15 protein-coding genes and 1 pseudogene are annotated in these 26645 nt (G+C 43.2%); 9 read left to right on the top strand and 7 right to left on the bottom strand.

Annotated elements, in window-relative coordinates:
- Nucleotides 1-64: 64 nt before the first annotated feature.
- The gene (locus tag GQR89_RS02785; RefSeq protein WP_158768650.1) at nucleotides 65-1372 is read left to right on the top strand and encodes a PotD/PotF family extracellular solute-binding protein; all 1308 of its coding nucleotides are present in this window, start codon (nucleotides 65-67) and stop codon (nucleotides 1370-1372) included.
- 21 nt (nucleotides 1373-1393) lie between these two features.
- On the top strand, nucleotides 1394-4108 hold the full coding sequence (locus GQR89_RS02780; RefSeq protein ID WP_158768649.1) for an ATP-binding protein: 2715 nt from the start codon (nucleotides 1394-1396) through the stop codon (nucleotides 4106-4108).
- A gap of 56 nt (nucleotides 4109-4164) precedes the next feature.
- On the opposite strand, the gene GQR89_RS02775 is transcribed toward GQR89_RS02780, so the two are convergent.
- Nucleotides 4165-5337: a DNA-binding transcriptional regulator gene (locus GQR89_RS02775; RefSeq protein WP_158768648.1), complete on the bottom strand. Its 1173-nt coding sequence runs from the start codon at nucleotides 5335-5337 to the stop codon at nucleotides 4165-4167.
- Between the two features lie 182 nt (nucleotides 5338-5519).
- Here GQR89_RS02775 and xylB point away from each other — a divergent pair, with 182 nt between their 5' ends.
- Both xylB and xylA read left to right on the top strand, forming a co-directional pair.
- Nucleotides 5520-6986, top strand: a complete 1467-nt coding sequence (xylB, locus tag GQR89_RS02770) for a xylulokinase (protein WP_158768647.1) — start codon at nucleotides 5520-5522, stop codon at nucleotides 6984-6986.
- A gap of 159 nt (nucleotides 6987-7145) precedes the next feature.
- Entirely contained in the window at nucleotides 7146-8465 is a 1320-nt protein-coding gene (gene xylA / locus GQR89_RS02765; RefSeq protein ID WP_158768646.1) for a xylose isomerase, read from the top strand.
- A 484-nt stretch (nucleotides 8466-8949) separates the two neighbouring features.
- Here xylA and GQR89_RS02760 read toward each other — a convergent pair whose 3' ends face one another.
- From GQR89_RS02760 to GQR89_RS02750, 3 genes are all read right to left on the bottom strand, one after another.
- Nucleotides 8950-10350 carry a sugar porter family MFS transporter gene (locus GQR89_RS02760; RefSeq protein ID WP_158768645.1) on the bottom strand — a complete coding sequence of 467 codons (1401 nt, stop codon included), beginning with the start codon at nucleotides 10348-10350 and terminating at the stop codon, nucleotides 8950-8952.
- Between the two features lie 120 nt (nucleotides 10351-10470).
- Nucleotides 10471-11607 (bottom strand): glycoside hydrolase family 43 protein, encoded by a 1137-nt coding sequence (locus GQR89_RS02755; RefSeq protein WP_158768644.1) that lies wholly within the window; start codon nucleotides 11605-11607, stop codon nucleotides 10471-10473.
- A gap of 136 nt (nucleotides 11608-11743) precedes the next feature.
- A complete protein-coding gene (locus tag GQR89_RS02750) occupies nucleotides 11744-12448 on the bottom strand; it encodes an NUDIX domain-containing protein (RefSeq protein ID WP_158768643.1) in 705 nt (234 codons plus the stop codon).
- A 272-nt stretch (nucleotides 12449-12720) separates the two neighbouring features.
- Between GQR89_RS02750 and GQR89_RS02745 the strand changes: the two genes are divergently transcribed.
- Nucleotides 12721-14715, top strand: a complete 1995-nt coding sequence (locus GQR89_RS02745) for a glycoside hydrolase family 3 N-terminal domain-containing protein (protein WP_233269059.1) — start codon at nucleotides 12721-12723, stop codon at nucleotides 14713-14715.
- Nucleotides 14716-14840: 125 nt separating this feature from the next.
- Nucleotides 14841-15137 (top strand): fibronectin type III-like domain-contianing protein, encoded by a 297-nt coding sequence (locus GQR89_RS21435; RefSeq protein ID WP_233269058.1) that lies wholly within the window; start codon nucleotides 14841-14843, stop codon nucleotides 15135-15137.
- Between the two features lie 153 nt (nucleotides 15138-15290).
- Here GQR89_RS21435 and GQR89_RS02740 read toward each other — a convergent pair whose 3' ends face one another.
- The 3 genes from GQR89_RS02740 to GQR89_RS02730 are packed head-to-tail and all read right to left on the bottom strand — an operon-like array spanning nucleotide 15291 to nucleotide 19020.
- Complete coding sequence (locus tag GQR89_RS02740; protein ID WP_158768642.1) at nucleotides 15291-16289, bottom strand: LacI family DNA-binding transcriptional regulator; 999 nt, start codon at nucleotides 16287-16289, stop codon at nucleotides 15291-15293.
- Nucleotides 16290-16331: 42 nt separating this feature from the next.
- The gene (locus tag GQR89_RS02735) at nucleotides 16332-17657 is read right to left on the bottom strand and encodes a glycoside-pentoside-hexuronide (GPH):cation symporter (RefSeq protein WP_158768641.1); all 1326 of its coding nucleotides are present in this window, start codon (nucleotides 17655-17657) and stop codon (nucleotides 16332-16334) included.
- 16 nt (nucleotides 17658-17673) lie between these two features.
- Nucleotides 17674-19020 (bottom strand): GH1 family beta-glucosidase, encoded by a 1347-nt coding sequence (locus tag GQR89_RS02730; RefSeq protein ID WP_158768640.1) that lies wholly within the window; start codon nucleotides 19018-19020, stop codon nucleotides 17674-17676.
- A 204-nt stretch (nucleotides 19021-19224) separates the two neighbouring features.
- Here GQR89_RS02730 and GQR89_RS02725 point away from each other — a divergent pair, with 204 nt between their 5' ends.
- The 3 genes and pseudogenes from GQR89_RS02725 to GQR89_RS02715 all read left to right on the top strand — a co-directional run bounded on the left by GQR89_RS02725 (nucleotide 19225) and on the right by GQR89_RS02715 (nucleotide 26476).
- Nucleotides 19225-20478, top strand: coding sequence for a sugar MFS transporter (locus GQR89_RS02725; RefSeq protein ID WP_158768639.1), 1254 nt, complete (start codon nucleotides 19225-19227; stop codon nucleotides 20476-20478).
- A 23-nt stretch (nucleotides 20479-20501) separates the two neighbouring features.
- Nucleotides 20502-23088 (top strand): annotated as a pseudogene (locus tag GQR89_RS02720) (glycoside hydrolase family 3 N-terminal domain-containing protein).
- Nucleotides 23089-23476: 388 nt separating this feature from the next.
- Nucleotides 23477-26476, top strand: coding sequence for a TonB-dependent receptor (locus GQR89_RS02715; RefSeq protein ID WP_158768638.1), 3000 nt, complete (start codon nucleotides 23477-23479; stop codon nucleotides 26474-26476).
- The last annotated feature ends 169 nt before the right edge of the window (nucleotides 26477-26645 follow it).

Below are 26645 nucleotides of genomic sequence, written 5' to 3'. Positions count from 1 at the left end.
GCTGGATAACATTGCGTCCTTGACGGTTCTAACTTAATGTTTAGTCTCTCATTAAGAGGTAAATATGAAGAAGCAGTGTGAACCGGACTCGTCAATATGCACTTCATCAGTGGATAGGACTAAACGCACAACCCTTAAAACCCTAGGTACTGGGGCTGTTCTCGCTACGTCTATTATTAACGCCCCCTATGTTTTCGCTAGAAAAACCCACACTCTGCGTGTCTTAGGCACCCACGTCACGTTACAAGAGCAACTCAGGCAACGGGCGATGAGCGATCTGGGTATCAATATTAAATTCGAGCCGAAAGGTAGTCCAGGTGTATTGCAACGAGGTTTGTTATCACCTGAAAGCTTTGATATTTATGAGCAATGGTCTAACAGCATCCGTCCTTTATGGCGTAATGGCTCAATTCAGGCAATCGACAAAAGGCGCATTACCCATTGGGACGAAATCAATTCATTGTGCAAAACAGGAAAAGTTACCCCTAGCGCCAAATTTGGTGCCGGCGATGCCCCATATAAAATAATTAATGTCCAAGACGACGGCTCCCTTGGTCCTAAACATACTAACAAGATCAGTTTTTTACCCTATGTGCATAATGTCGATTCCTTTGGTTACAACACCAATGAAATTGAACAAGGTATCGCCTATAAGTCAGAAAGTTGGGGATGGTTACTCGACAGCAAACATAGCGGTAAGGTAGGTATTATTAATGACCCCACCATAGGTTTATTCGATCTAGTACTTGCCGCCGACGCTAGTGGAATGATGAAATTTGCCGATATAGGAAATATATCAGTAGACGAATTAAATAGGTTGTTCGATATTTTAATCGACTTAAAGCATCAGCAGCACTTCGGTGGCTTTTGGAACTCGGTACCTGAATCGGTAGAATTTATGCAAAGCGGACGCGTTAATATTGAAAGTATGTTTTCACCTGCCGTATCTGTGCTAAATGGCCGCAACATCCCTGTTGCATTTGCAGCACCAAAAGAAGGCTACCGAGGCTGGCACGGCGTAATGTGTTTATCATCTAAAGCATCAGGGCGTACCAAAGACATCGCGTACGAATACATGAACTGGTGGTTATCTGGTTGGCCTGGCGCATTTATCGCCCGCCAAGGTTATTATATCTCTAATCCACAACGTTCGACTAAATACCTTGAGCAAAGTGAATGGGACTATTGGTATAATGGTAAGCCAGCAAGCAACTCGTTAAAAGGCCCTGATGGAAAACTATCAGTTAATCGAGGTCAAGTACGTTCCGGTGGCAGCTATGCTGACCGCTTTAGTAATGTGGCTGTTTGGAATACGGCCATGCCAACCTACGATTATACCTTACAAAAATGGTATGAATTTATAAGTTCTTGATTATGGCTGAGATGATTAAACGTGTTTAAAACCCTTAAATCCCAGATTTTACTAGTCTCAGTAATTCTAATTCTTTTGCTTGTTTCTCAAGTGTTCGTCACCCGCAGCAACCAAAGTACCTTTGTTAATAGCTTAGATTTAACACAACAAGCCGTTTTCAAGGTTAGTTTAGTACGTGAATTAGAGCGTGACGTATTAGATTTACAACGTAATGTTCTGATTTACAAAGACTCAGCTAGCCAGTCGGCTATTGCGCGCTTCAATTCATTGATTCAAACATCGATAGATAACTTAGACGCTTTGGAAGAGCTAACCCGTAGCGAAGAGCAGGTCGAAATTTACCACGGTTTTATTTCTAGAATGCGCGGCCATGTTAGTGAATATAAAGATAACTTTTCCAATGTTATTGCGGGGCGCAGTAAGCGCGATATGTTATTTGAAAAGCGTTTAATGATTGATATAAATGAACTATTGGCCAGCCTGTCTAGCAAAGATCCGAGCACAGCTCTAAGGATCGAACGAGCAAAATATCACATAACACGCGCAGAAAATGTTACCTATCAATATTTATTGCGTCCTGACTATCAACTAGTTGATAAATTTCGCGCTGAACTAGAGATGGCTAAAACCGAATTATTGGTTAATGTCGGTCAAACCGAGAAACATGCAGAAATTATCAGCCGATTGGACAAAATAAATGCAGAATTCTTACAGCTAACCAATGTTACCAGTGGTTATCTTTTCCTCGTGAATGTGGTTATGGCAGGTTCAGCCAATGAATTTTTATTTATGGCGCGGGAATTGAATCGTTTAGTGACTTCAAAGCTGGGCGATACTAACCAGCAAGTTAAAAAGAATATTGAGAAAAATCAGTTGAGCAGCAACTTATTTTCAATCATTGGTATTTTGCTGGCCTGCATCACAGCCTACTTCCTAGTATCAAGGATTATGCTGCCAATCAATACGATCACCGAAGTCTTTAAAAAACTGGCTAAAGGTGAAGATGTAGATGCGATCCCTGGCATTACACGTCAGAATGAAATCGGACAGTTAGCCAATGCTGCAGATGTATTCCACGAAAAAAATAAACAAACCTCGGCTTTACTGGCAGAAGCACAGCGCTTAAATGCCAAGCAAGAAATGTTAAATGCCGAATTAATTGAATCAAAACATAAAGCAGAACAAGCAACCCAATCCAAAAGTATGTTTCTTGCCAATATGAGTCACGAAATTCGCACGCCCATGAATGGCATCATAGGCTTGCTTGATGTAGTAATGAAAAGTGATTTAACGCCCAAGCAGCGCCAACATTTAAATAAAGTAGAGTATTCAAGTCAAATTTTGCTCAGCTTGATTAATGACATTTTGGATTTTTCAAAAGTAGAAGCAGGAAAGCTCGATATCGAACAAGTCGCTTTTTCGCTCAATTCAGTATTTGCCAACTTATTAACTAATATTTCTGCTAGAGCACAAGAAAAGAACCTCAATGTGCGCTTTATCTGTGATCCGAACATTCCACCAACATTGATTGGCGATCCTTTACGTATCAGCCAAGTGCTGTTGAATTTATGCAGTAATGCCGTCAAGTTTACCCGCAATGGCTCAGTAACCATTAACATTACCTATGATTTACTCCCCAATACTAATCGAGTCATATTGCGCGCAAGCGTCAAAGATACCGGTATCGGTATGTCAAAAGAACAATTAGAAAAGGTGTTTGATTCATTTACCCAAGCTGATGGCACCACCAGTCGTGACTTCGGTGGATCGGGTTTGGGGCTTACTATAGTCAAGCAGCTAGTATCGTTAATGGACGGAGAAGTAACAGCCGAGTCGCAGATCAATGTAGGTAGCGTGTTTAATGTAAGTTTTACCCTTATTTCTCAATCTAACGAACAGCAAATTTTCACCATCCCAGCGCAGTCTAATCGTCAGTTGTATTATTTCAGTAAAAGACCAAAAGGCTTTATAGAGCAAACATACTTCGACAATATTTCTCTCGAATTTCATCATTTCCCACATATGCAACTTAATAAGATGATTGAAGAAATCACTGATAATGACATTGTTATTATTGATGTAGCCGATCAAGGCGAGCATCAAAGCATCACGGCTTCATTACAAAAATTAAAAGACAGCAACAAAAATGTTGGTTTTATTACCGACACTCAACCTAGCAACTTACCTCAAAAGCTGATCAGTGCTTGGAGCTTCCCATGTTTAACCCACCCGTTTACGCCTGGACAGTTAACATCGTTTATTTATTCTTTACTGGACGACGAAAAATTCATCTCTGATATACCCAGCCCGCAATTTAACAAGCAATTGGAGTATGAGGGCCACATATTGCTGGTAGAAGATAACAGCATTAATCAAGTGGTAACCGGTGAGATGCTTAGAGTATTAGGGATCACCTTTGATATAGCCGAAAACGGCCAACAAGCAGTAACAAAGGTCATTAATTCAGCTCACTACGATGTGGTATTGATGGATATACAGATGCCCGTCATGGATGGCTATCAGGCCACAAAGGAAATTCGTCAGTTAGGCTTACTTGATTTGGTTATTTGCGGGCTATCAGCCAATGCAATGAAAGAAGATTTCATACAAGCCAAAGAGGTTGGCATGAACGAATACCTTACTAAGCCTCTAAAATTAGTAGCCTTAGAGAATATATTAGCCAAATACTTACCCCCTAAAATAATACGAGAAAACACTATAGGCGATAACAAATAGTCGCGACATACCGCGACACTCGTTATCATAAATACTGCTGACTACATCCTCCGCAATCAAACAACTTTTTGTTGTTCTCGGTACTCTCGTGGCGTTTGACCAAAGTGTTTCTTAAACACAGCGTACATATACTGCAAAGAAGGATATCCGCATACATTCGCCACTTCAGTGGTCGACATGTTACCAATAATCAACATGTTGCAAGCCTTATCTAGTTTTTCATTGTGGATCTCAGTGTGGATACTATGTCCTCGTTCATCTTTAAAGCGTTGCTCTAAATTAGAGCGAGATATACCTACATAATCTAGTACTTGATCCACTTTAATTCCCCTAGCAGCATTTTGCCGGATAAAATGCATAGATTGGATCACATACGGATCTTTTAAGGCTTTGAAATCTGTCGATTGTCGTTCCGATACGCCTGCAGGTGGAACTAGCACACGCTTGTTTTTCAAATTACTATTATCTAACCGTCTATGCAGCAATTTAGCTGCTTGGTAACCCATCTCGAAACAGCCTTGTGTGACAGAGCTCAAGCTGATGCGACTGAGATAACGGGCAATATCGTCATCATCTATTCCAACGATTGAGATGTTGTCCGGTACCAACTTACCCGTATGCTCACATGCTTGCAGTAGATGGCGTGCACGGGCATCTGTCACACTAATGATCCCAACAGGGTTCGGTAAACTTTGTATCCAGTCAGTTAATCTGTTCATTGTGTATTGCCATGTTTCTGGCCTTGTGGGGTGTCCGCGATAAATCGAGCATTCATAGCCATCCGTGTGACATAGCGTAATAATCGCCTTCTCACGCTCCACGGCCCAACGGTGATCTTTGTTGCTGGGCAGGCCATAAAATGCAAAACGCTCTAAGCCCTTTTTCTTCAAGTGTTCGTATGCAGCTTGCACAACCGCAAAATTATCAGTAGCTACATAAGGGACATCTGGATAATCTTCTTCTGCGGAGTAGGAACCACCGACCCCCACAACTGGAATACTGCTGTTGACGAGCATTTTTTGAATAGCTGGGTCGTCAAAATCTGCGATTATACCGTCACCACCCCACTCATCTAGTTGTTCTAAACGGGTTAGAAAATCTTCTTCTAAGTAAACGTCCCAGTCCACTTTCGACGATTGTAAATAGTGGCCAATCCCTTCTATAACTTGACGGTCGTAAACTTTATTGGCATTAAACAATAAACTAATACTGTGCTTCGCTTGAAACATACATCACCTAAAAATCAAACTTCTTCAGTTATATAGTGCATTAGCGAGTATCACTGCACTACTACATTACTCGTTAAGAGCGTTACGTTATTTCGTTATTAAATTTCGTTATTACCTGCTTTGCAGTTTAATTTAGTCGTTCTGCTAGTATTTGCCAAACTCATTATTTGGCAGGTATTCCCATGTTTTTAGGTATTGATTTAGGAACTTCTGGTATCAAGTTAGTGTTAACTGACGACAACGGCGCGATAGTAGATAGTACATCTAGTGCATTTGAGGTATCCAGAGTAAAACCTTTATGGTCAGAGCAAAACCCACAAGACTGGTGGGATGGATTCTGCGTAGCCATGGATAAGCTAAATGCACAATACGACCTTTCAAAGATAAAAGGCATTGGTTTCGCCGGCCAAATGCACGGGGCAACGTTGCTAGATAAGGAGCAAAATGTCATTCGTCCCGCAATATTATGGAACGACGGTCGCTGCGAAGCTCAGTGTGCTGAAATAGAACAGCTTGTACCTAACGCCCGAGAAATTACTGGCAATATCATTATGCCTGGATTTACTGCACCCAAATTACTATGGGTTAAGCAACACGAGCCTGAGCTATTCGCAAAAATTGATAAAGTGCTGCTACCCAAGGACTATTTACGTTTATTGCTCAGCGGTGACTTTGCTACAGACATGTCGGATGCCGCCGGTACTATGTGGCTAGATGTAGCAGGACGTTGTTGGCATTCAGATATGCTCAACGCCTGTGGTTTAAGTGAATCAAACATGCCGACATTATATGAAGGCAGTGACATCACAGGCTTATTATCAGAGCCGCTTGCCAAACGATGGAACATGAAAAGTGTGCCTCTGGTCGCCGGAGCAGGCGACAATGCAGCAGGTGCAATTGGTGTAGGAATAGTCAAGCCCGGTCAAGCCATGTTATCCCTTGGTACTTCTGGGGTATATTTTGCCGTCAGTGAAGGCTTTCGCAGCAACCCTGAATCAGCGGTGCATAGCTTCTGTCACGCATTACCTGATACTTGGCATTTGATGTCGGTGATGCTTAGTGCTGCCAGCTGCTTACAGTGGTACAGCGAAAAAGTGGCCAAACGTGATGTGGTTGATTTACTCACAAGTCTTGAACAGGCAAAAATTAAAAATAGTATTGATTTTCAGCATTGCCCATTGTTTTTACCTTACTTAAGCGGTGAGCGTACTCCCCATAATAATCCTAATGCCAGTGGCGCATTTTTTGGATTAACCCATTCAACAGATCAAACCGTCTTGACCCATAGCGTACTTGAAGGTGTCACCTTTGGTTTAGCTGATGGGGTTGATGCATTACACGCCTCAGGTGTGACTGTCGATGAAATAACACTGATTGGTGGCGGTGCCAAGAGCGCGTATTGGCGTCAATTGATAGCGGATGTATTACAGCGCCCCGTCACCTATCGTCAAGGCGGTGATGTGGGCCCAGGATTAGGTGCTGCGCGTCTGGCACAATTGGCACTCGCCCCTAATGCAACGCTTGAAACTATATGCCCACAACCGCCCCTTGATTCGGTATACCAACCCAATGCTGAACGAGCAGAAGTGTATGCCAAGCGGCGAGAAAAATTCGCAGCGCTCTATCAAGCAACACGTGACATTTTTTAGCCCGTTGGGCATCAAATAGTTCGATGCCCAACGACCTTATTGAAAAACCCACAAAACACAAAAGTTAACCTAAAAAACATAATTGTGACGCTCATCATCTGTTGTGATGATGAACGTAACCGAAGATGAGTCGTTAACATAATACATTAGGAGAGCCCCATGGCTGAATATTTTAAAGACATCCCAAAAGTACAATTTGAAGGTACAAGTTCACACAATCCGCTGGCCTTTCGCCATTACAACCCAGACGAAATAGTGTTGGGTAAAAGTATGAAAGACCACTTACGTCTTGCCGCATGTTACTGGCACAACTTCTGCTGGGACGGCGCCGACGTCTTCGGTGCAGGTACATTCGATCGTCCGTGGTTGAAGCCAGGGGATGCTATGCAACGGGCAAAAGAAAAAGCCGATGTGGCATTTGAATTTTTCTCAAAACTCAATATTCCTTACTACTGTTTCCATGATGTTGATGTGTCCCCTGAAGGGAACTCTATCAAAGAATACATCAACAACTTTGCACAAATGACCGATGTACTTGAAGCCAAGCAAGAAGAAACAGGGCTTAAGCTATTATGGGGTACAGCAAACTTATTCAGCAATCCTCGTTACGCTAGCGGTGCTGCGTCTAGTCCTAATCCCGAAGTGTTCACTTATGGGGCGACTCAGGTCATGCACGCAATGAACGCGACTAAGCGTTTAGGTGGTGAAAACTACGTATTATGGGGTGGCCGTGAAGGTTACGAAACGCTGCTTAACACCGATTTACGTCAAGAGCGCGAACAACTTGGCCGCTTCATGAATATGGTGGTTGAGCACAAGCACAAGATTGGTTTCAAAGGATTACTGTTGATCGAGCCTAAACCTCAAGAGCCTACTAAGCACCAGTATGATTACGATACTGCGACCGTTTATGGTTTCTTAAAGCAGTACGGTTTAGAAAACGAATTTAAAGTTAATATTGAAGCGAACCATGCAACATTGGCTGGCCACTCGTTTCAACATGAAGTGGCGACAGCCATTTCCCTTGGTTTATTTGGCAGCATAGATGCTAACCGTGGTGATGCTCAACTTGGCTGGGATACCGATCAATTCCCTAACAGCGTTGAAGAGTTAACGTTGGTTATCTATGAAATGCTTAAAGCGGGTGGCTTCACTTCTGGTGGCTTTAACTTCGACACAAAATTACGTCGTCAAAGTTCAGATCCACAAGATATGTTTATTGCCCACATTGGCGGTATGGATCATCTTGCAATGGGTTTGAAAAAGGCCGCACAGATGATCGAAAGTGATTTCTTGGGTCAAGCTGTGAGTAAACGTTATGCCGGTTGGAATGGTGATTTAGGAAAAGGCATACAAGGGGGCGATTTCACCTTAGAGTCTTTATCAAAATTGTGCATCGATAAAAATCTACAACCTAAGCATGTCAGTGGACAGCAAGAATTGCTTGAGAACAAAGTAAACAACGTTTTATACGGTTAATAACCACTCCTATTTACCGTATATATTATCGAGCTGTGTCCTGTGGCTCTCTACATACTTGGCCTAACACGTGTTAGGCCATTTTTTTTGGCCCCTCTCTCGCCTCTGCTACCCTATTAAAGTCATGGCTTTAAAATTCAGACATCTATCCCCTTTTATATGTGTCTATGTTCGATAATCCCTAGCGGACTACTTGTTATATCACCGCATTCGCGTTTTATCGTATCTATGGCGCAGTAAAATGTAAGATAGGCTAACCATCACACCTATATATCCCTTAGACGTCTATATAAGTGTGTGTGTATATGTGTTTGCTTGTTAGCAGCGCAATAACCAAAAGTCCGTTAAATACGCAGCATAAGCTAGTTTTAATAGGCATGTATTGATATCAGAGATATGAAATACCAGATACAACAAAGCCGCTACTGAAGTGACCCCCAATAGCGGCTTTTAGTAGCAGCTTTTAATCGAGCATGCTTAGGGTTTAACCTTGCATTTCTTCCAGCTCTTTACCCTTAGTTTCGTGTACCAATTTGAATACAAATACAATTGAAATCAATGCTCCAATCGCGTAAATACTATACGCCCCAGCTAAGCCAATTGAGGCTAAGAATATTGGGAAAGTAAAGGTAACTATGAAGTTAGCCCCCCACTGTGCAAACCCAGCGACGGCCAATCCAGAGCAACGAATTTGATTCGGGAACATTTCTCCGAGCATCACCCACATAACAGGTCCCCAAGACAAGTTAAAGAAAAATACATAAGCATTCGCGGCAACAAGTGCGACTACGCCTTGATCTCCCAAACTCAAGTTACCATTTGTATCAAGACCAGAGTTAGCAAAGACATAGACCATGGTACCTAAGGTGATTGTCATGCCAATAGAGCCAATCAACAGAAAGGGTTTACGTCCCACTTTATCAATAAGAAACATAGTAACGAATACCGCTGCGATGCTAACCGCGCCACTTATTACGTTGATCATTAGGGCATCGGATTCTGAAAATCCAGCCGCTTGCCATAATATAGCGCCGTAATAGAAAACTACATTTATACCTACTAGCTGCTGAAAGACCGCTAAACCAATGCCCACCCACATGATAGGGCGTATTTTACCACTGACTTTATCAATTAGATCTGTCAACTTCGGTGCAGATGTTTGTGTCTCTAGAGAGGCATCAATTTCCTGAAACTTACTTTGCCCTTGGGCATCTCCGTACAACGCATTTAATACCCGCTTCGCTTTTTCCGTATTCTTGCTGATTACCAGATAACGCGGACTCTCAGGAATAAACATCAGTGCGATTAAAAACAAAGACGCGGGAATTAATTCAATCCAAAACATCCAACGCCAAGCTTGAAATCCCATCCAAAATTCAGCGGTAGATGCACCAGCAATATCCGCTAAAAAGTAATTACTTACAAAGGCTGAAAATAGACCGAAAATAATGGCGACTTGTTGAATTGAAGAAAGCGTGCCACGAAAGCGTGCAGGCGCAATTTCGCTGATGTAAGCGGGCGCCATAACAGATGCTGCCCCTACCGCTAAACCACCCAATATACGATAAACCACAAACTCCATGGATGATGTCGACACACCAGAACCCCATGCACTTATTATAAAGAATACCGCAGCGGTAATAAGCAGAGGCCGACGCCCAAACCTATCAGCTAAGCGTCCTGCGCTGAATGCACCAACTGCGCAACCCAACAACATACTGGAGACATTAAAACCGGTGCCCGCGTTATCCGAATTAAAAGCACTTTGTAATCCGTCTACAGTGCCGTTTATCACACCACTATCAAAACCAAATAAGAAGCCACCTATGGTTGCGACGCAACTGACAAGAATGATCATCAGCGTATTTTCGTTATTTTGAGACAAAATGTATTCCTCTTTATTATCCCAGATGGAAAACGCCTGATTGAATTATTATTTATGGATTCAATTTTGACGTTAATTCACAAAAAGCCTAAACATAAGGTTCAAGCTAAAATCTTATTTTTAGTAATAAGCTTGATACGGAACTATCGTGCCGTCTTGGTTATATTTCAGCTCGGCCATTTTCACACTGCGCAGATGGGTCTGCCCTTTTGACAAAGTGCTATCGTGATAAAATAAGTACCACTTACCTTGGAACTGTGCGATTGAGTGATGATTGGTCCAACCAACAACAGGGTCAAGTACCACACCTTTGTAAGTGTAAGGACCCATCAGGTTATCACTCATGGCATAAACGATTTTATGGGTATCCCCAGTAGAATAAGATAAATAGTAATTATCTTGGTACTTATGCACCCACGCGGCTTCAAAGAAACGTCTATCTAAATCACCCTGCTTAATAGGCTGGCCACTTTCATCTAAAATCATGATGTCCTGCGGTTCACCGTCCATCGATACCATATCAGCAGCCAACTTAACTGCTTTGGGCATCAGTGCAGGCGCATCATCTGCAGGGTAGTCATCTTGTGAGTTATATTCGCCTTTTGTCCAGCGCTGCAACTGCCCGCCCCAGATACCGCCAAAGAACAAATAATGTTGCTGATCATCATCCTCAAATACGGCTGGGTCCATACTAAAACTACCCGCCATAGGCTCTGGTTGCGGTTTGAATGGCCCCACAGGTGAATCGCTGATCGCGACACCTATGCGAAAAATATCTTGCTTGTCTTTAAGAGGAAAGTAGAGGTAATACTGACCATCTCTCGTCGCCGCATCAGGCGCCCACATTTGTCGTCCTGCCCAAGGCACATCATCAACCGATAATGCAACACCATGCTCAGTTACTTCTGCACCAACGTCATCCATTGAAAGAATGTGGTAGTCACGCATCGCGAAATGATCACCATTGTCATTTTGTGGTATGCCGGCTTCATAATCATGGGATGGGTAAATGTACAGCTTGCCGTCGAACACATGGGCTGACGGATCCGCTGTGTAAATATTTGTCACTAAAGGCAAAGATTTAGACTTATATTCGTCTAATCCTATGTGCTTTTCTTGCTGCCCTGAAGCCTGAATAGTCGAAACTTCTGAAACCGACGAAGTATCAACAGTCGTTTCGTTCTTGTGGGCTTGCTCTGTACAGCCAGACAGCATCACAGCACCAAAGGCCAAAATAGATAAATAACGTGTATGCACTATGAAATCCTACTCATTAAATTAGTTATAGTCATGTTAACCATATGTAACGAGTCGTGTCCAGCGCACGTCAGTTAAATTTCTACTTATGGCAAAAATAGTAAAGCCCGAATGAAAAAGCACAAATGGTAGAAGTTTAAAACTCAAAATTGAAACCATGCTCACAAAGCTTCTGATACACCACCATATCGAATCGATACAGGCTTGCTGCACGATGCATCACACCTTTTTGTTTTTCATCACAATCAATTAGCAGATTCATTTTTAGAATTTTTCGTCTGAAATTAGGCTTATCTAATTTCACATCTAAGATAGCTTCATACACTTCTTGTAGTTGTAATAATGTGAACTTTTCTGGCAGTAAGTTGAACCCAATAGGTTCGTGGCGAACTTTATTTTTTAGATGCAGTAAAACGGCTCTTACGATGTCGCTATGATCATAAATTAAATCAGGTAAATGGCGCACGTCGCACCATTCAACATGAGACGCCGTACCTCCCGGCATCATCTTGTATAGATCCGGGCGTACGAGAGCATAATAAGCAATAGTCACTACGCGCTCAGCTGGATAACGCCCAATGTCACCAAAAGCTTGAAACTGCTCAAGGTACATGTCATCCACGCCGGTGATCATTTTCAAAATCCGTTTCGCTGCACCATCAATAGGTTCATCATATGCAACCCAGCCGCCTAACAAACCCCATTGTCCCTGAGCTAACCCCGTGTTGTATTTGGCGACCAATACCATTAATCGACCATTTTCTATACCCAACACCACGTTGTCTACTGACAAGGCTTCGATCATATGTGGCTTAGATAATTCGTTGTTAGTTTTGTCCAATCGGTTTCCTCCAAGCTCTGAATTATTTTCAAAAAACCCTTTATTACGCATCTTAAACAAAATCCTTTTATTAACAATCGGTAAACAAGTCGTTATTGGGATAAATAACGAACAAAAAGTAATTTTACTAAAATATAATAATTGATTTACAAATTGTCACAATGACCATTATGATTTCATCTCGTTACACTAGTCAATAGTGTGGGATCTTGCAGAATGAAAAACTAGCAATCTGGATATTCCACTCCTCTAGCACCGAATAGGAATTTGAGATGAGAATGTTTTCCGTTAAAAAAGTCTGCGCGTTGGGGTTTGTTGCTCTAACATTCAATAGCTTCGCAGCCAGCGATTACCGCAATTCAAGTTTACCCATTGAGCAAAGAGTCAGTGACTTGCTTGGGCAAATGACACTGCAGGAGAAGGTCGCTCAGTTAGAAACGGTCTGGTACGAAGGACGAGAATTAAAGGGTCCTAACGGAGTATTGAAGGCCGACATGGCAAAGAAAATTTTGCCTTTAGGTATTGGCCACGTGGCCCGGCCCAGTGAGGACCTTTCACCTATCGATACAGTTAAATATACAAATGCAATCCAAAAATGGCTAGTCGAAAATACCCGCCTAGGCATTCCCGCTATTTTCCATGAGGAAGCACTTCATGGTCACGCAGCCAGCGAAGCTACCAGCTTCCCCCAAGCAATTGCGATGGCCAGTACATGGGATCCAACATTAATTCACGATATTTACCAAGCCAGTGCCGAAGAAGTCAGAGCGCGTGGGGGAAATCAAGCACTCACGCCTATTCTAGATGTCGCGCGGGATCCTCGTTGGGGTCGTATCGAAGAGACCATGGGCGAAGATCCTTACCTTATCGCTGAGTTGGGTGTATCGGCCGTAAAAGGGTTTCAAGGTGATGACCAACAAATCCCCGGCAACCGTGTTATGGCAACACTCAAGCATCTAGCGGGTCATGGTCAACCCACTGGTGGACTTAATATCGCTCCCGCGCCAATTGGTGAACGCGCTTTACGTGAAGTATTTTTATTCCCATTCGAGGCGGCAGTAACACTTGCTCATGTGGGCAGTGTAATGGCGTCGTATAATGAAATTGACGGTATACCTTCTCATGCTAACAAAATGTTGCTCACTGATATCTTGCGCGATGAGTGGGGGTTTGATGGTTTACTAGTAAGTGATTACTACGCTATAAAAGAGCTTATCACGCGCCATGGCCTAGCTGGTAGTAAAGAAAATGCGGCGATCATGGCACTCAATGCTGGTGTTGATGTTGAAATGCCTGACCGCGATGTTTTCCCGCTTTTAGAGAAATTAGTCACCGAGAAAAAAGTCCCACTGAATAAAATCGATACAGCAGTCGCGCGGATTTTGCGTGAAAAATTTAAACTGGGTTTATTTGACAACCCTTACACTGACGAAACTAAAGTCCAAGCTATCGTCGGCAGTAAAGCCCATCGCGAATTAGCCCAAACCAGTGCAGAGAAAGCAATGGTGCTATTAAAGAACGACGGTGTTTTACCGTTTAATAAAGCGGACATTAAGCAAGTAGCTGTGATTGGCCCCCACGCAGATGAAACGCTTCTTGGTGGCTATAGTGATATCCCTCGTCAAACGGTTACGATCCTTGACGGTATTCGGAATAAACTTGGCCAATCAGCCAAGGTTGAGTTCTCCCGTGGTGCTGTTATTACTGAAGATATCGAAGATCCTTTACCTGCATCAGTCAAAGCGCAAAGTTTTTCAAAAGAACGCTGGAATAAAGAAAATATGAAACTTGCGGATCAAAGCAATGCACAGCAATTAATTGATGATGCCGTTGCTTTGGCTAAAAGCAGTGACATTGCGGTCGTCGTCGTAGGATCAAACGAAGGTACATCACGAGAAGCTTGGGCAGAAAATCATCTGGGAGATAGAGACTCATTAGATCTACTCGGTAGCCAGCATGCACTTGTAGAAGCGGTATTAGCGACTGGTACCCCTACGGTCGTTATCTTATCTAATGGTCGCCCTTTAACACTTGGTAATTTATATCAGGACGCCCCGGCAATAATTGAAGCTTGGTATCTAGGCCAAGAAACGGGTACAGCGATAGCAAACGTACTATTTGGTGATGTAAACCCAAGCGGAAAACTTCCTTTAAGTCTGCCCAAAACGGTTGGTCAATTACCGGTATTTATAATCACAAACCATCAGCAAAACGTGGTTATATTTTTGCTGATACAGCCCCCGCTTTTGCATTTGGTCACGGTTTAAGTTACACCACGTTTGCCTACGGTGACTTAACAATAGACGCCAGCGATGCGCAAGCAAACGGCACCGTAATCGCCAGCTTTACGCTGACCAATGATGGCAAAGTCGACGGAGAAGAAGTCGCGCAATTGTATATTCGCGATGTATTTTCCAGTGTGACGCGTCCAGTTAAAGAATTAAAAGGCTTTAAACGTGTGGCGTTAAAAGCAGGTCAAAGTAAACGCGTTACTTTTGAGTTACCGGTTAACTTGCTTGCGTTTTATAATGTGGACATGCAATTTGTAGTTGAGCCTGGCGCAATAAACTTGATGATTGGCAGTGCATCAGATGATATTCGATTAGAAGAGTCATTTGACATAGTTGGCCAAGTAAGTGAGATCACTCAGCAGTACAAAGCCTACTTAACGAAAGTCAGCGCCTTGTGATTATCAGAGCACTCGCTCGTCTATAACGATTCAGGCGGCCCATTTGTGGCCGTCTTATTTATTTTCACAGCAAAGCTGTGTCCTACCCTATCGACTCAATGCCATCAGTAAAATTATCTCGCTAATACGAAAATTAATCGACGATTTCGCTGCCTACAAACTATTGACCGAATCGCGCCATACTAATTCAGGCTCAAATACGTGCGCAATCTCAGGCTGAGATGCTTGATATATATTCTTTAAAATCCAGCTGGCAGCCATCTTTCCCATATCTTTTACCGGGTAATTCACTGTAGAAAGCTTAGGGTACATATATTGCGCGAGTAAAATGTTATCAAACCCCATAACAGAGATATCATCGGGTACGGCTACGCCTTTATCACGCGCTGCCTGCATCGCGCCAGCGGCCATTTCGTCATTAGCGCACACTACTGCGCTAAAGGGGATATGCGTGTCCAATAAAGCTAAGATACCTTCATTGCCCCCTTCTTCTTGGAAATTACTTTCGAATAATAATTTATCGTTGCAGGTAATACCGTATTCAGACAACGCGTCTTGATGACCTAGATAACGATCACTGGCGTCCATTTTCCACAACGGCCCTGATATATACGCGATATCACGATGGCCATGTTCCAATAAAGCTTTGGTGGCTAAGTAACCCCCTCGACGATTATTCAAACTGATGCAGTTGTCGCTGATTTGAGGAATGTAACGATTAATCAAAATAAAGGGATGTTTACTTTTCGCAAGCTCAATTAAGTACTCATCGCTGATCGCTTCGACGTGTAAAATAAGTGCATCACAGTTTCTGTCTATCAAGAATTCAATGCCATCTTTTTCGCTAACGGCATCACTGTGCCCTGCGGCAATAATAACGTGCTTGCCTGCTGTGCGAAGTTGCTTTTCAATGCCGCTCATCATCGCACCATAAATAGGACCGTGTAATTCTGAAACAAGAATACCTACACTGTTTGAGCAGTTTGACGCCAATGAACGGGCAATGGAGCTAGGCCGATAATTCAGCTCATCCATTGCTTTATTGACTTTATCCCGGGTTTTTTCACTAACCCGCGTTCCGCCATTCATCACTCTAGAAACAGTAGCTAGGGACACTCCCGCGAGCGCAGACACTTCATAAATTGTCGCCATAACGTTTGTTATTTACCTTAATTAGATTCCGGTCGGAGAATTTTAATGCGTCTCTTTGACGATAACACTTTGAATTTCCATCACCTTATAGTCGTTTAGTTTATAACGGCTCATGAGCCAAGATACAATGATAAACGCCACTGCCGGGAAAATAGTAAAGGAAACCAAAATGCCATTGACGGCTTCAGGGCTTTGGGGTGTGTCGGGTTGATAGCCATAGTAAGCCAGAAGCCACCCAACGATTGCTCCTCCCAGCGCAAGGCCAAGTTTAATGAAAAAGACCACTGATGAATACGTCATGCCTGTAATACGCAAACCGGTTTTAAACTGACCATAATCAACGGTGTCAGCGATTTTAGCCCACAACAAAGGGGTACCCATTTGTAAAAAAACATTACCGATGAAGTAAATAACAAATGCTAAGACCAACTGATCAGGCTTAATCCAATAGCTTCCTACACACATCACAGCAGCAATAATTAACACGCCACTGTAGACTTTAATTTTACATATACGTTTCACTACGCTCGGCGCCACCGCGCAGCCTAATATATTACCGATCATACCTAGGGTAATAAACGCCGTGATAAGATCTTCTCGGAGCAGAAAATACTTCACGTAATAAATGGCCAACGTATTGCGCATCACCATACCAATCAACACAAAAAAGGCCACTGCACACAAAACTCGCCACTGATCGTTTTGCCATAATGAAGCCATATCCTGTTTAAAGGTAGAATTTTGCTTCGGCGCAATCACCCGCTCTTTCGTACCGGCAAAACACACAAAAAACATAATTACGCCCACAGCACTCATCGCAGCGATCGTAAGTTGATAGCCCTTCGCTTTGTCACCGGCACCAAACCAATCGACCAGCGGTAAAGTACATGCCGTGACAATTAAGCCGCCCAGCATGCCAAATACAAACCGATAAGATTGCACGGAAACCCGTTCTTTAGGATCAGCTGTTATCACGCCGCCTAATGCGGAATACGGAATATTAATTGCGGTGTAAGCAATCATCAGCAAAGCATAAGTGGCGAAGGCATATATAACCTTCCCCTGCTCGGTAAAGTCAGGCGTGGTAAATGCCAACACACTTATCACCCCAAAAGGTACAGCTAACCACAATAAATAAGGCCGGAACTTGCCGTATTTAGTTTGCGTACGGTCGGTCATAGCACCCATTAACGGATCAGTGACCGCGTCAAAAATACGCACGACTAAAAATAGCGTGCCCACCACCGCTGGTGATATGCCAAAGATATCTGTGTAGAAAAAGGATAAAAACAGCATCACCGACTGGAAAACAATGTTACTGGCTGTGTCCCCTAACCCATAAGCGATTTTTTCTTTTATGCTTATCATGATGATCCCTCTGCGACTAAGCGCTTTTGGCGAAGTGGCGACGACTAATGAAATCTCTATAAGCTAACCCACTCGCCTTAATAGTGCGCTGCTGAGTGGCATAATCTACATAAACAATACCGAAACGCTTTTCGTAGCCTTCAGCCCATTCAAAATTGTCCATCAAGCTCCACGCGAAATAGCCGCGAATATCCACACCTTTTTCAGCGGCGTCACTCACTGCTTGTAAGTGCCCCTGGAAGTACTCAATACGATTGGTGTCTTGTACCTGGCCATTAGCATAGGTATCCGGCATCGCGGCACCATTTTCAGTGATATAGAGCGGCGGTAAAGTATATTGCTTGTTAAGTTGAAGCAAAATGTCAGTTAAGCCCTGAGGGTATACTTCCCAGCCCATGTCGGTAAAAGGCAGAGATTCGTCTACCCACTTTTCCCGTTCATTTTCTCCCGTTGCCTGATAAACCTCACGGGTATAATAATTCAAGCCCAAATAATCCATCGGCTGGCATATAATATCCATATCGCCCTCTTCAATTGGCGGCATTTCAGCTTCCGGCAAAGTGTCTATTGATGAGGGGTATTTCCCTTCTAGCACAGGCATAACATACCAATGGTTAAGATTTTGGTCAGCAGCCCACGCTGCTTTGATATCTTCTTCGGCATCTGTTTTGGGATAACAAGGGCTTACGTTTAGTACGATACCATTTAAGGTGTTTGGGCTGTTTTTCGCCAGTGCTTGCATACCCAAACCGTGGGCCAATAACAGGTGATGTGCAGCTTGTTTACCAAATGCTTTGCCCACTATACCCGGAGCATGAATGCCTAACTCATAACCTAAATAGGCGCTACAGAAGGGTTCGTTCAAGGTCGAGTAGGAATACACTCTGTCACCAAATGCTTGAGTGATAAGTTCTACATAATCACGAAAGTGATAAGCCGTTTCACGATTCAGCCAACCGCCATTGTCCTCTAAATGCTGAGGCAAATCCCAATGATATAAAGTGACATAGGGTTTGATATTTTTTTTGTTAAGGGCATCCAGTAACTTGATGTAAAAACTCACCCCTTGTGGGTCTAACTCACCATTTAGCGTGATGACTCGAGGCCAAGAAATAGAAAAACGGTAGGCGTCAACTTCAAGTGACTCGATCAAATCTAAATCTTCTTCCCAGCGATGATAATGGTCGCAGGCAACTAAGCCATCAGACTTATCTTTAATCTTGTCGGGCGTAGCACAAAAGGTATCCCAAATGCATGCTCTTCGCGAGTCAGCGGCCCCTTCGATCTGAAAAGCGGCGGTGGCTACGCCATAGGTAAAATTAACTTGGCTAAGTGGAGATGATTTTGCGAGAGATATTTTCATAATCAATTAATAGTTGCCTGCGGTAAGTAAAAGCGTAGAAGAATTCAAAGAGCGCATCTAACAAGTCAAAACGTTTGCTGATTTAAGTGAATTACAAAAAACCAAATGAAAGCGCTTACATTAATGTTATTACTTTGTTACGCTTAGGTCAACAAATCAAGTTTATATCGCGACATAGATCGTAAAACAGACAGGTAAAATTCCATGATCAATCCATCAACTATCGTTTCACCTGAGCCAGTTCAAAGCGCTGCGCCGCAAAGCTTTCGTTTTGCTTTGACCTCGCTGACCTCATTATTTTTCATGTGGGGTTTCATTACAGCAATGAATGACGTACTTATTCCACACCTTAAAGGCGTATTCTCGCTGAGTTACACACAAGCCATGTTAATCCAATTTTGTTTCTTCGGCGCGTACTTTTTAGTGTCAGTTCCAGCAGGTTGGTTAGTTAAACGTATTGGCTTTCAGCGAGGTATCAGTGTCGGTTTACTCGTGGCTTGCATTGGTTGTTTACTGTTTGTACCCGCAGCGACAAGCCACGCTTATTGGATTTTTCTAAGTGCGTTATTTGTGTTGGCATCGGGTATCACTATTTTACAAGTGGCTGCGAATCCGCTGGTTACTTTACTCGGTAAACCAGCAACAGCATCAAGCCGCCTAACACTAACGCAGGCATTTAATTCGCTTGGTACAACGCTTGCGCCGATCATAGGTGGCGCACTTATTTTTTCGGTTCTCGCTGAGAAAGACCTTACCGCTGACAGCGTTATTTTACCTTACGTGGTGCTAGCTTCAGTGCTGTTTTTATTGGCAATTATTTTTTTAAAAATATCATTACCTGATACCTCCTCGCCAAAAACGCATAATTCACACCCGCAGGCAAAAGGCAGTCCGTTACAGCATCGCCACCTCGCGTTAGGTGCCGTGTGTCTATTTATCTATGTGGGTGCTGAAGTATCAATTGGTAGCTTCATCGTTAACTTTCTTGGGGAAGACCATATAGCCGGTTTAGCCGAGGCAACTGCTGCCACATACCTTAGTTACTATTGGGGCGGAGCCATGGTTGGCCGATTCATCGGTGCAGCCGTTATGCAAAGAATCTCTGCCGGCAAACTACTGGCTTTTAACAGCGTATGTGCCATGGCCTTAATCGCATTTGCTATTTCAACGCAAGGTGAAATTGCCATGTGGGCTATTTTAATGGTGGGTTTATTTAACTCAATCATGTTCCCGACCATTTTCAGCCTCGCACTTACAGGTCTAGGGGACTTAACAAGCCGCGGCTCAGGGATATTATGTTTAGCCATAGTAGGCGGGGCTATTATTCCGGTATTACAAGGTGCACTTGCGGATAACATTGGCGTACAACTGTCGTTTGTATTACCTCTCGTTTGTTACTTATTTATCGCATTTTATGGCCTGAAAGGCTCTAAACCTACGCAATATTCAGCTGTCTAACTTATTACTACGGACTTTCAATTATGAATACAAAACGCAATCAATCATTGCTCCTTGGCGCAACGTCTATCAGTCTTATGTTGCTGGCCGGATGTTCTCAGCCTAGACCAAAAGAAAACACAACAAGTTTAGAAAATGTGTCAGCCAGTGCGCAAGCACTCGAGTCAGACTCGCTGAGTATTTGGCCTGAACTAGACATAGCCGTCAAACGTGACCCTGCCATCGAGCAGAGAATCGCCGATATACTCAGTAAAATGACATTAGCGCAAAAAGTGGCGCAAACCATACAACCTGAAATTCGCGATATTACGATTGAAGATATGCGCACCTTCGGCTTTGGCTCATATTTAAACGGCGGCGGCGCATTCCCCAATAGTGATAAACATGCATTGCCAAGTGATTGGGTAGCATTGGCCCAAAAGATGTATCAAGCATCCGTTGATGACAGCATTGACGGTTCTGTTATTCCCACCATGTGGGGAACAGATGCTGTACATGGTCACAACAACGTAATTGGTGCAACCTTGTTCCCGCATAACATAGGCTTAGGCGCTACGCACAATCCTGCACTGATTAAAGAAATAGCAAAAGCCACAGCCGAGGAAGTGTTGGCCACTGGCATCGATTGGATTTTTGCCCCCACTGTCGCCACTGTACGTGATGACCGCTGGGGTAGAACTTACGAAGGTTATTCAGAAGATCCTGAAATAGTAAAAGCCTACTCAGCCGCGATTGTTGAAGGTTTACAAGGTAAAGCCGATGAGAACTTTTTTGGCGACCATCAGGTAATTTCGACCGTTAAACATTTTATTGGCGATGGTGGTACTGAGGGCGGAGACGATCAGGGCAATAATATTGTCCAAGAACAGGAATTATTCGATATTCATGCCCAAGGTTATGTTGGTGGCTTAAGTGCTGGTGCGCAAACCGTTATGGCGTCATTTAATAGCTGGAAGGGTGACAAGGTTCACGGCAATCACTATTTACTCACCTCAGTGTTGAAAGAACGAATGGGCTTTGATGGTTTAGTCGTTGGTGATTGGAACGGACATGGACAAGTTACTGGTTGTAGCAACGAAAGTTGCCCGCAAGCCATGAACGCAGGACTGGATATTTTTATGGTTCCCACCGCGGCGTGGAAACCCCTGCTTGAGAACACCATTGCCCAAGTTCAATCTGGTGAAATTAGTCCAGCACGCTTAGACGATGCAGTATCCAGAATTTTAAGAGTGAAGCTCAGAGCAGGCCTTTTCGATAAGCCAGCCCCAGCCGAAAGAGCCTTATCAGGTAACCAAGATATTATTGGCTCACCAGAACACAGAAATATTGCACGCCAAGCCGTCCGTGAATCATTGGTACTATTAAAAAACCATCAACAAATATTACCTTTATCGCCTAGTGCAACAATATTAGTCGCCGGTGGCGGTGCTGATAATATTGGTCAACAGTCAGGTGGCTGGAGTATCACTTGGCAAGGAACCGGTAATACCAATCAGGACTTTCCTGGTGGAACATCAATCTATCAAGGCATAAAGCAAGCTGTGGCAAAAGCAAATGGTAAGGTTGAGCTAGCTGTAGATGGCAAATTTAAGCAAAAACCAGATGTGGCGATTGTCGTGTTTGGTGAGCAACCCTATGCTGAAGGTAACGGCGATTTAGATAATCTTGAATATCAGCGGGGCAACAAAACTGATCTTGCATTGCTGCAATCATTTAAAGACCAAGGCATACCTGTCGTATCGGTATTTCTAACTGGGCGTCCTTTATGGATTAACCCCGAACTGAATGCCTCAGATGCTTTTGTTGTTGCGTGGTTACCCGGCACGGAAGGCAGTGGCGTAGCAGATGTTTTATTGACCAATGCGCAAGGTGATGTGCAGCATGACTTTATAGGTCAGCTATCTTTTTCTTGGCCAAAAAGTCCTGAGCAAAGTCATATTAATCGCTTTGACGAAGATGACACACCATTATTACCCTACGGTTTTGGTTTGCATTATGGTCAAAAGAGCCCACTCGACAACGCATTATCTGAAGACTCAGGAGCAAACCAATCTCAAGCACTTGCCACGCTATCTATTTATGACAGAAGCATTCAGGCCCCTTGGAAAATGGCTCTAGTCAATTCTGAAAAAAAGCAGCACCATTAGCAGCAGCATGTTAGAAAATGGCGCAATGAAATTTAGAACTATCGACAGACGCGTACAAGAGGATGCATTCAAAGTAGATTGGCTACAACCAAATGCTGGTCAACTGCGTATTTACCATGATTTTGTGCAAGATATGCGCAGCTACCCAGAAGCACAAAGCGCATTAAGCTTTGACTACAAGCTAGATGCAACATTAGAAGCACCTTTATGGCTGCAGGTTAATTGTACAGACACATGCCAAAGCGATATTGATTTAAGCTCGCATATGTCATTTAACCAACCCGCTAAATGGGAAACGATAAGCATCGACTTAACCTGTTTCGAACAAGGCGCCGAGGATTTCTCAAAGGTGGGTATTCCGTTCGCATTACGTTCTGCAGGTATATTAAGCTTATCACTATCAAATATTAGCATCATTCCCAACGCTGCTGATAAAGCAGATGTGCAGTGTGCAACGCAATAAAAGGCGCTAACGACCAATAAATAGTCATCGTCCATCTAATGACGATGGCTACATACACTGCACCGATGAACACTCGCGAACGATAGATGTCCGCGAGTGTTTCAAGTTATCGTTATGTTATTAATAATTCCCCATCCCGTCCCTTCCAAAGAAAAACAATAATACTTAAAATCAATGCATTAGTTAGAAATAAGCGAGACTAATACGACTAACAGCATGCAAAATATTTACATCCAATTGAATGAATTTCAGTCAGATTGTTAATTTTTTGTTGATCTAGTTTAACAAATATCATAATCTTAATGAAAGCGCTTACATAAGTGCATTTTTTTAATCAAGAAATGAAAGCGCTTACAATTAACTCGTTGATCGACAACCGGGAACACACATGAAAGCTAAAACATTTTATAGAACACAACTTGCGACCAGTATCTCATTACTGTTAGGCGCCTCTATCCTGGCCCCTGCAGTGGCTCAAGAAGCCAATGGGAGCGACCTAGAAGTCATTCAGGTTAAAGGTATTCGCGGCAGCATGATTAAATCGATGGACGTTAAACGCTCCTCGTCAGGTATCGTAGATGCAATAAATGCGGAAGACATTGGTAAATTCCCTGATACCAACCTAGCAGAATCCTTGCAACGCATTACTGGTGTATCAATTGACCGAAACAATGGCGAAGGCAGTAAAGTAAGCGTCCGTGGTTTTGGCCCTGAACGTAACTTAGTGACTCTTAATGGTCGTCAATTGCCCACCACTACAGGCGATCGCTCATTTGATTTTGCCAATATTGCCGCTGAAGGTGTAAGTGGCGTCGAGGTTTACAAAACGTCTAATGCAACGGTACCTACCGGTGGCATTGGTGCGACGATTAATATCCTGACCAACAAACCTTTAAACAACCCTGGCATGCATTCAGTAATCAGCGCACAAGTACTGGATGATTCATCTGCTCAATCGGGTGGTACCACCCCAGAATTTTCTGGTATTTACTCAAATACATCTGATGATGGTAAATTTGGTGTGTCTATTTCCGGTAATTATTCAGAGCGTGAAAGTGGTAACCAACAAGCGAATGTTAGCACGGGCTGGCGTTCATTTGACGGCACCGCAGACCAAGACTGGAGTGGCGCGGCAGGCTCAAATCCCCAATGGGGCGGCGTACCTAAAGATGAATTTCAAACTAATCGCCCTGGTGATGGTGACATCTATTCAGTCCCACAAACCACCGCCTATAAGTTTGAAGAGCAACAACGCAAACGTACTAACGCGCAATTAGTATTGCAATATAGTCCTATAGAAGAGTTAACAGCGACCCTAGATTATACCTATGTCAAAAAAGAAACAGACACCCAATTCAATGATGTGTCTGCTTGGTACGGATTTTCACCATCAAAAAATGTGTGGACAGACGGCCCTATCTCATCTCCTTTACTTTATTCAGAAGATTACGAGGAAAATGGCCTAGGCTTGCAAGATATCGCCATGGGTGGCGGTGATTACGGTACACGTGATGAAACTAAGTCGTTAGGTCTGAACTTGGATTGGCAAGTGAACGACAACCTAAACTTAGAATTGGATTATCATAATTCTTCCGCTGAAAATACGCCTAACAATGAGTTTGGTTCCAGTAACAACCTGGCAATGGCTGGTTTTGTTCGCGCATCATCAGCAACCGATTTTTCTGGTGATTTGCCAATCTTGGCAATCCGCGGCGGTAACGCTATTCAACCATCGGATATGGTGGTAACAGGAAGCGTATTTACCAATAATCAAAATCGTGCCGACACTGAACAAACACAGTTCCGCGGTAAATATGTATTTGATGAAGCTGGCAGTATCGATTTCGGCTTATCACTAACCACCTCGGAAAACCGCGGACAAACTAAAAACGTTCAGCGTAATAACTGGGGCGGTGAAGGTTCAGCTGGTGCATATGATTCAAGCTTATTCCCACGTAAATCGATCCATGATCAATTTACGGATATAAGCGGCGGTAACTTCCAAGACTTCAACGGGATATACGGTGAAGATTATGAAATTATGGATACCTATTTTGCCTTTGATTTTGCTGGAGTAAGAGAGCAAGCAGCACAATTGTTAAGTGTGCAAGCTGTTGGCGATTGCGGCAATTCTTTTTGCCCATCAACTGACTATGCGTCAGATACCGACAGATATAATAAAGAAGAAATGACCGCTGTTTATGCCCAATATAATTATGACGGCGAAATAGGTGACATGCTGTATGACGTGCATGTAGGTTTACGTTATGAAGAAACTGATGTCACCTCTACCTCTGCGGTACCCGGTTATAATGGAGCCGTATGGAATGGCACAACTGAAGTATTTTTACTTTCGTCAGGCCAGCAGGAATTCCAAACGCAAAAAGGCAGCTATAACCATACCTTGCCAAATATCAATTTTAATATTGAAGTGGTTGAAGACGTTATGTTGCGAGCGGCGTACAGTGAAACAATTGGTCGTCCAAATTATGGTCAAATGATAGGCGGTACTTCACTTAACGAAGGTGCACGATTTGATGGCGGAAGCGGATCTTCTGGCAGTGCAGCATTGTTACCTCTGGAATCAGAAAACATTGACCTTTCTGCAGAATGGTATTACTCACCAGGAAGCTATGTGTCATTGGGATATTTTAGAAAAACAACCACCAATAACGTTGTCATTGATAGCATTGTAACTACCACAGGTATCGCAAACCCTGCAGATGGACCTTACCAACAAGAGGCTTTAGCTGCTGTGGGTGCCGATGGTGCCTTACAACGCCAATATATATACGATACTTATGGTGCCACTGACCCCTTAGTTAGCTTGGTCAATGGAAACATTGAAATTCAAGGTAACCCTGCCACAGATAACTTGATGACGTTCGATATTAATACTCCAGTAAATGAAACTGGTGAATCAACATTTGACGGTATTGAGTTTGCGGTCCAACACCTATTTGGTGAAAGCGGCTTTGGTGGCATTATTAACTACACTAAAGTAGACACAGGTGCTGAATTTGATAACTTTGATATAGGGGCTAGCACTCAAGACGTCGAATTAGGCATCAGTGATACGGCAAACTTGGTGGCGTTCTATGAAGATTACGGCTGGTCAGTGCGCTTAGCTTACAACTGGCGTGATGAATTCCTTGAATCTCAATACCAAGGCGATGTAGGCGTATCCCCTGTTTATGTAGAGGCTTATAGCCAATTGGATATGACCATTAGCTATGATGTTCCTCAGGTCGAAGGCTTAAATATATTCTTTAATGCTATCAACTTGACTGATGAATACATTCGCAAACATGGACGTTCTGAATATCAAGTACTGAATGTGACTCAACAAGGTGCCCGTTATAATTTAGGCGCTCGCTATACGTTCTAGGCATAGCGTAAGCAATTCCTAAAATGTTGCATAAGGCCGCTGAATTAATCCATAATTCATGCGGCCTTTTTCTTATTATTGCTAACGTACACATTAACATGCGGATCTGTTAACTCAGATGAAGCAATATGGCTTAACCAGTATATTGTAGTAAACACATATTTATCTG

Source organism: Paraglaciecola sp. L1A13, from assembly GCF_009796745.1.
Taxonomy (GTDB): domain Bacteria; phylum Pseudomonadota; class Gammaproteobacteria; order Enterobacterales; family Alteromonadaceae; genus Paraglaciecola.
Note: the sequence above shows the minus strand (reverse complement) of the source record. Positions and strands in the feature narration are given on the sequence as shown.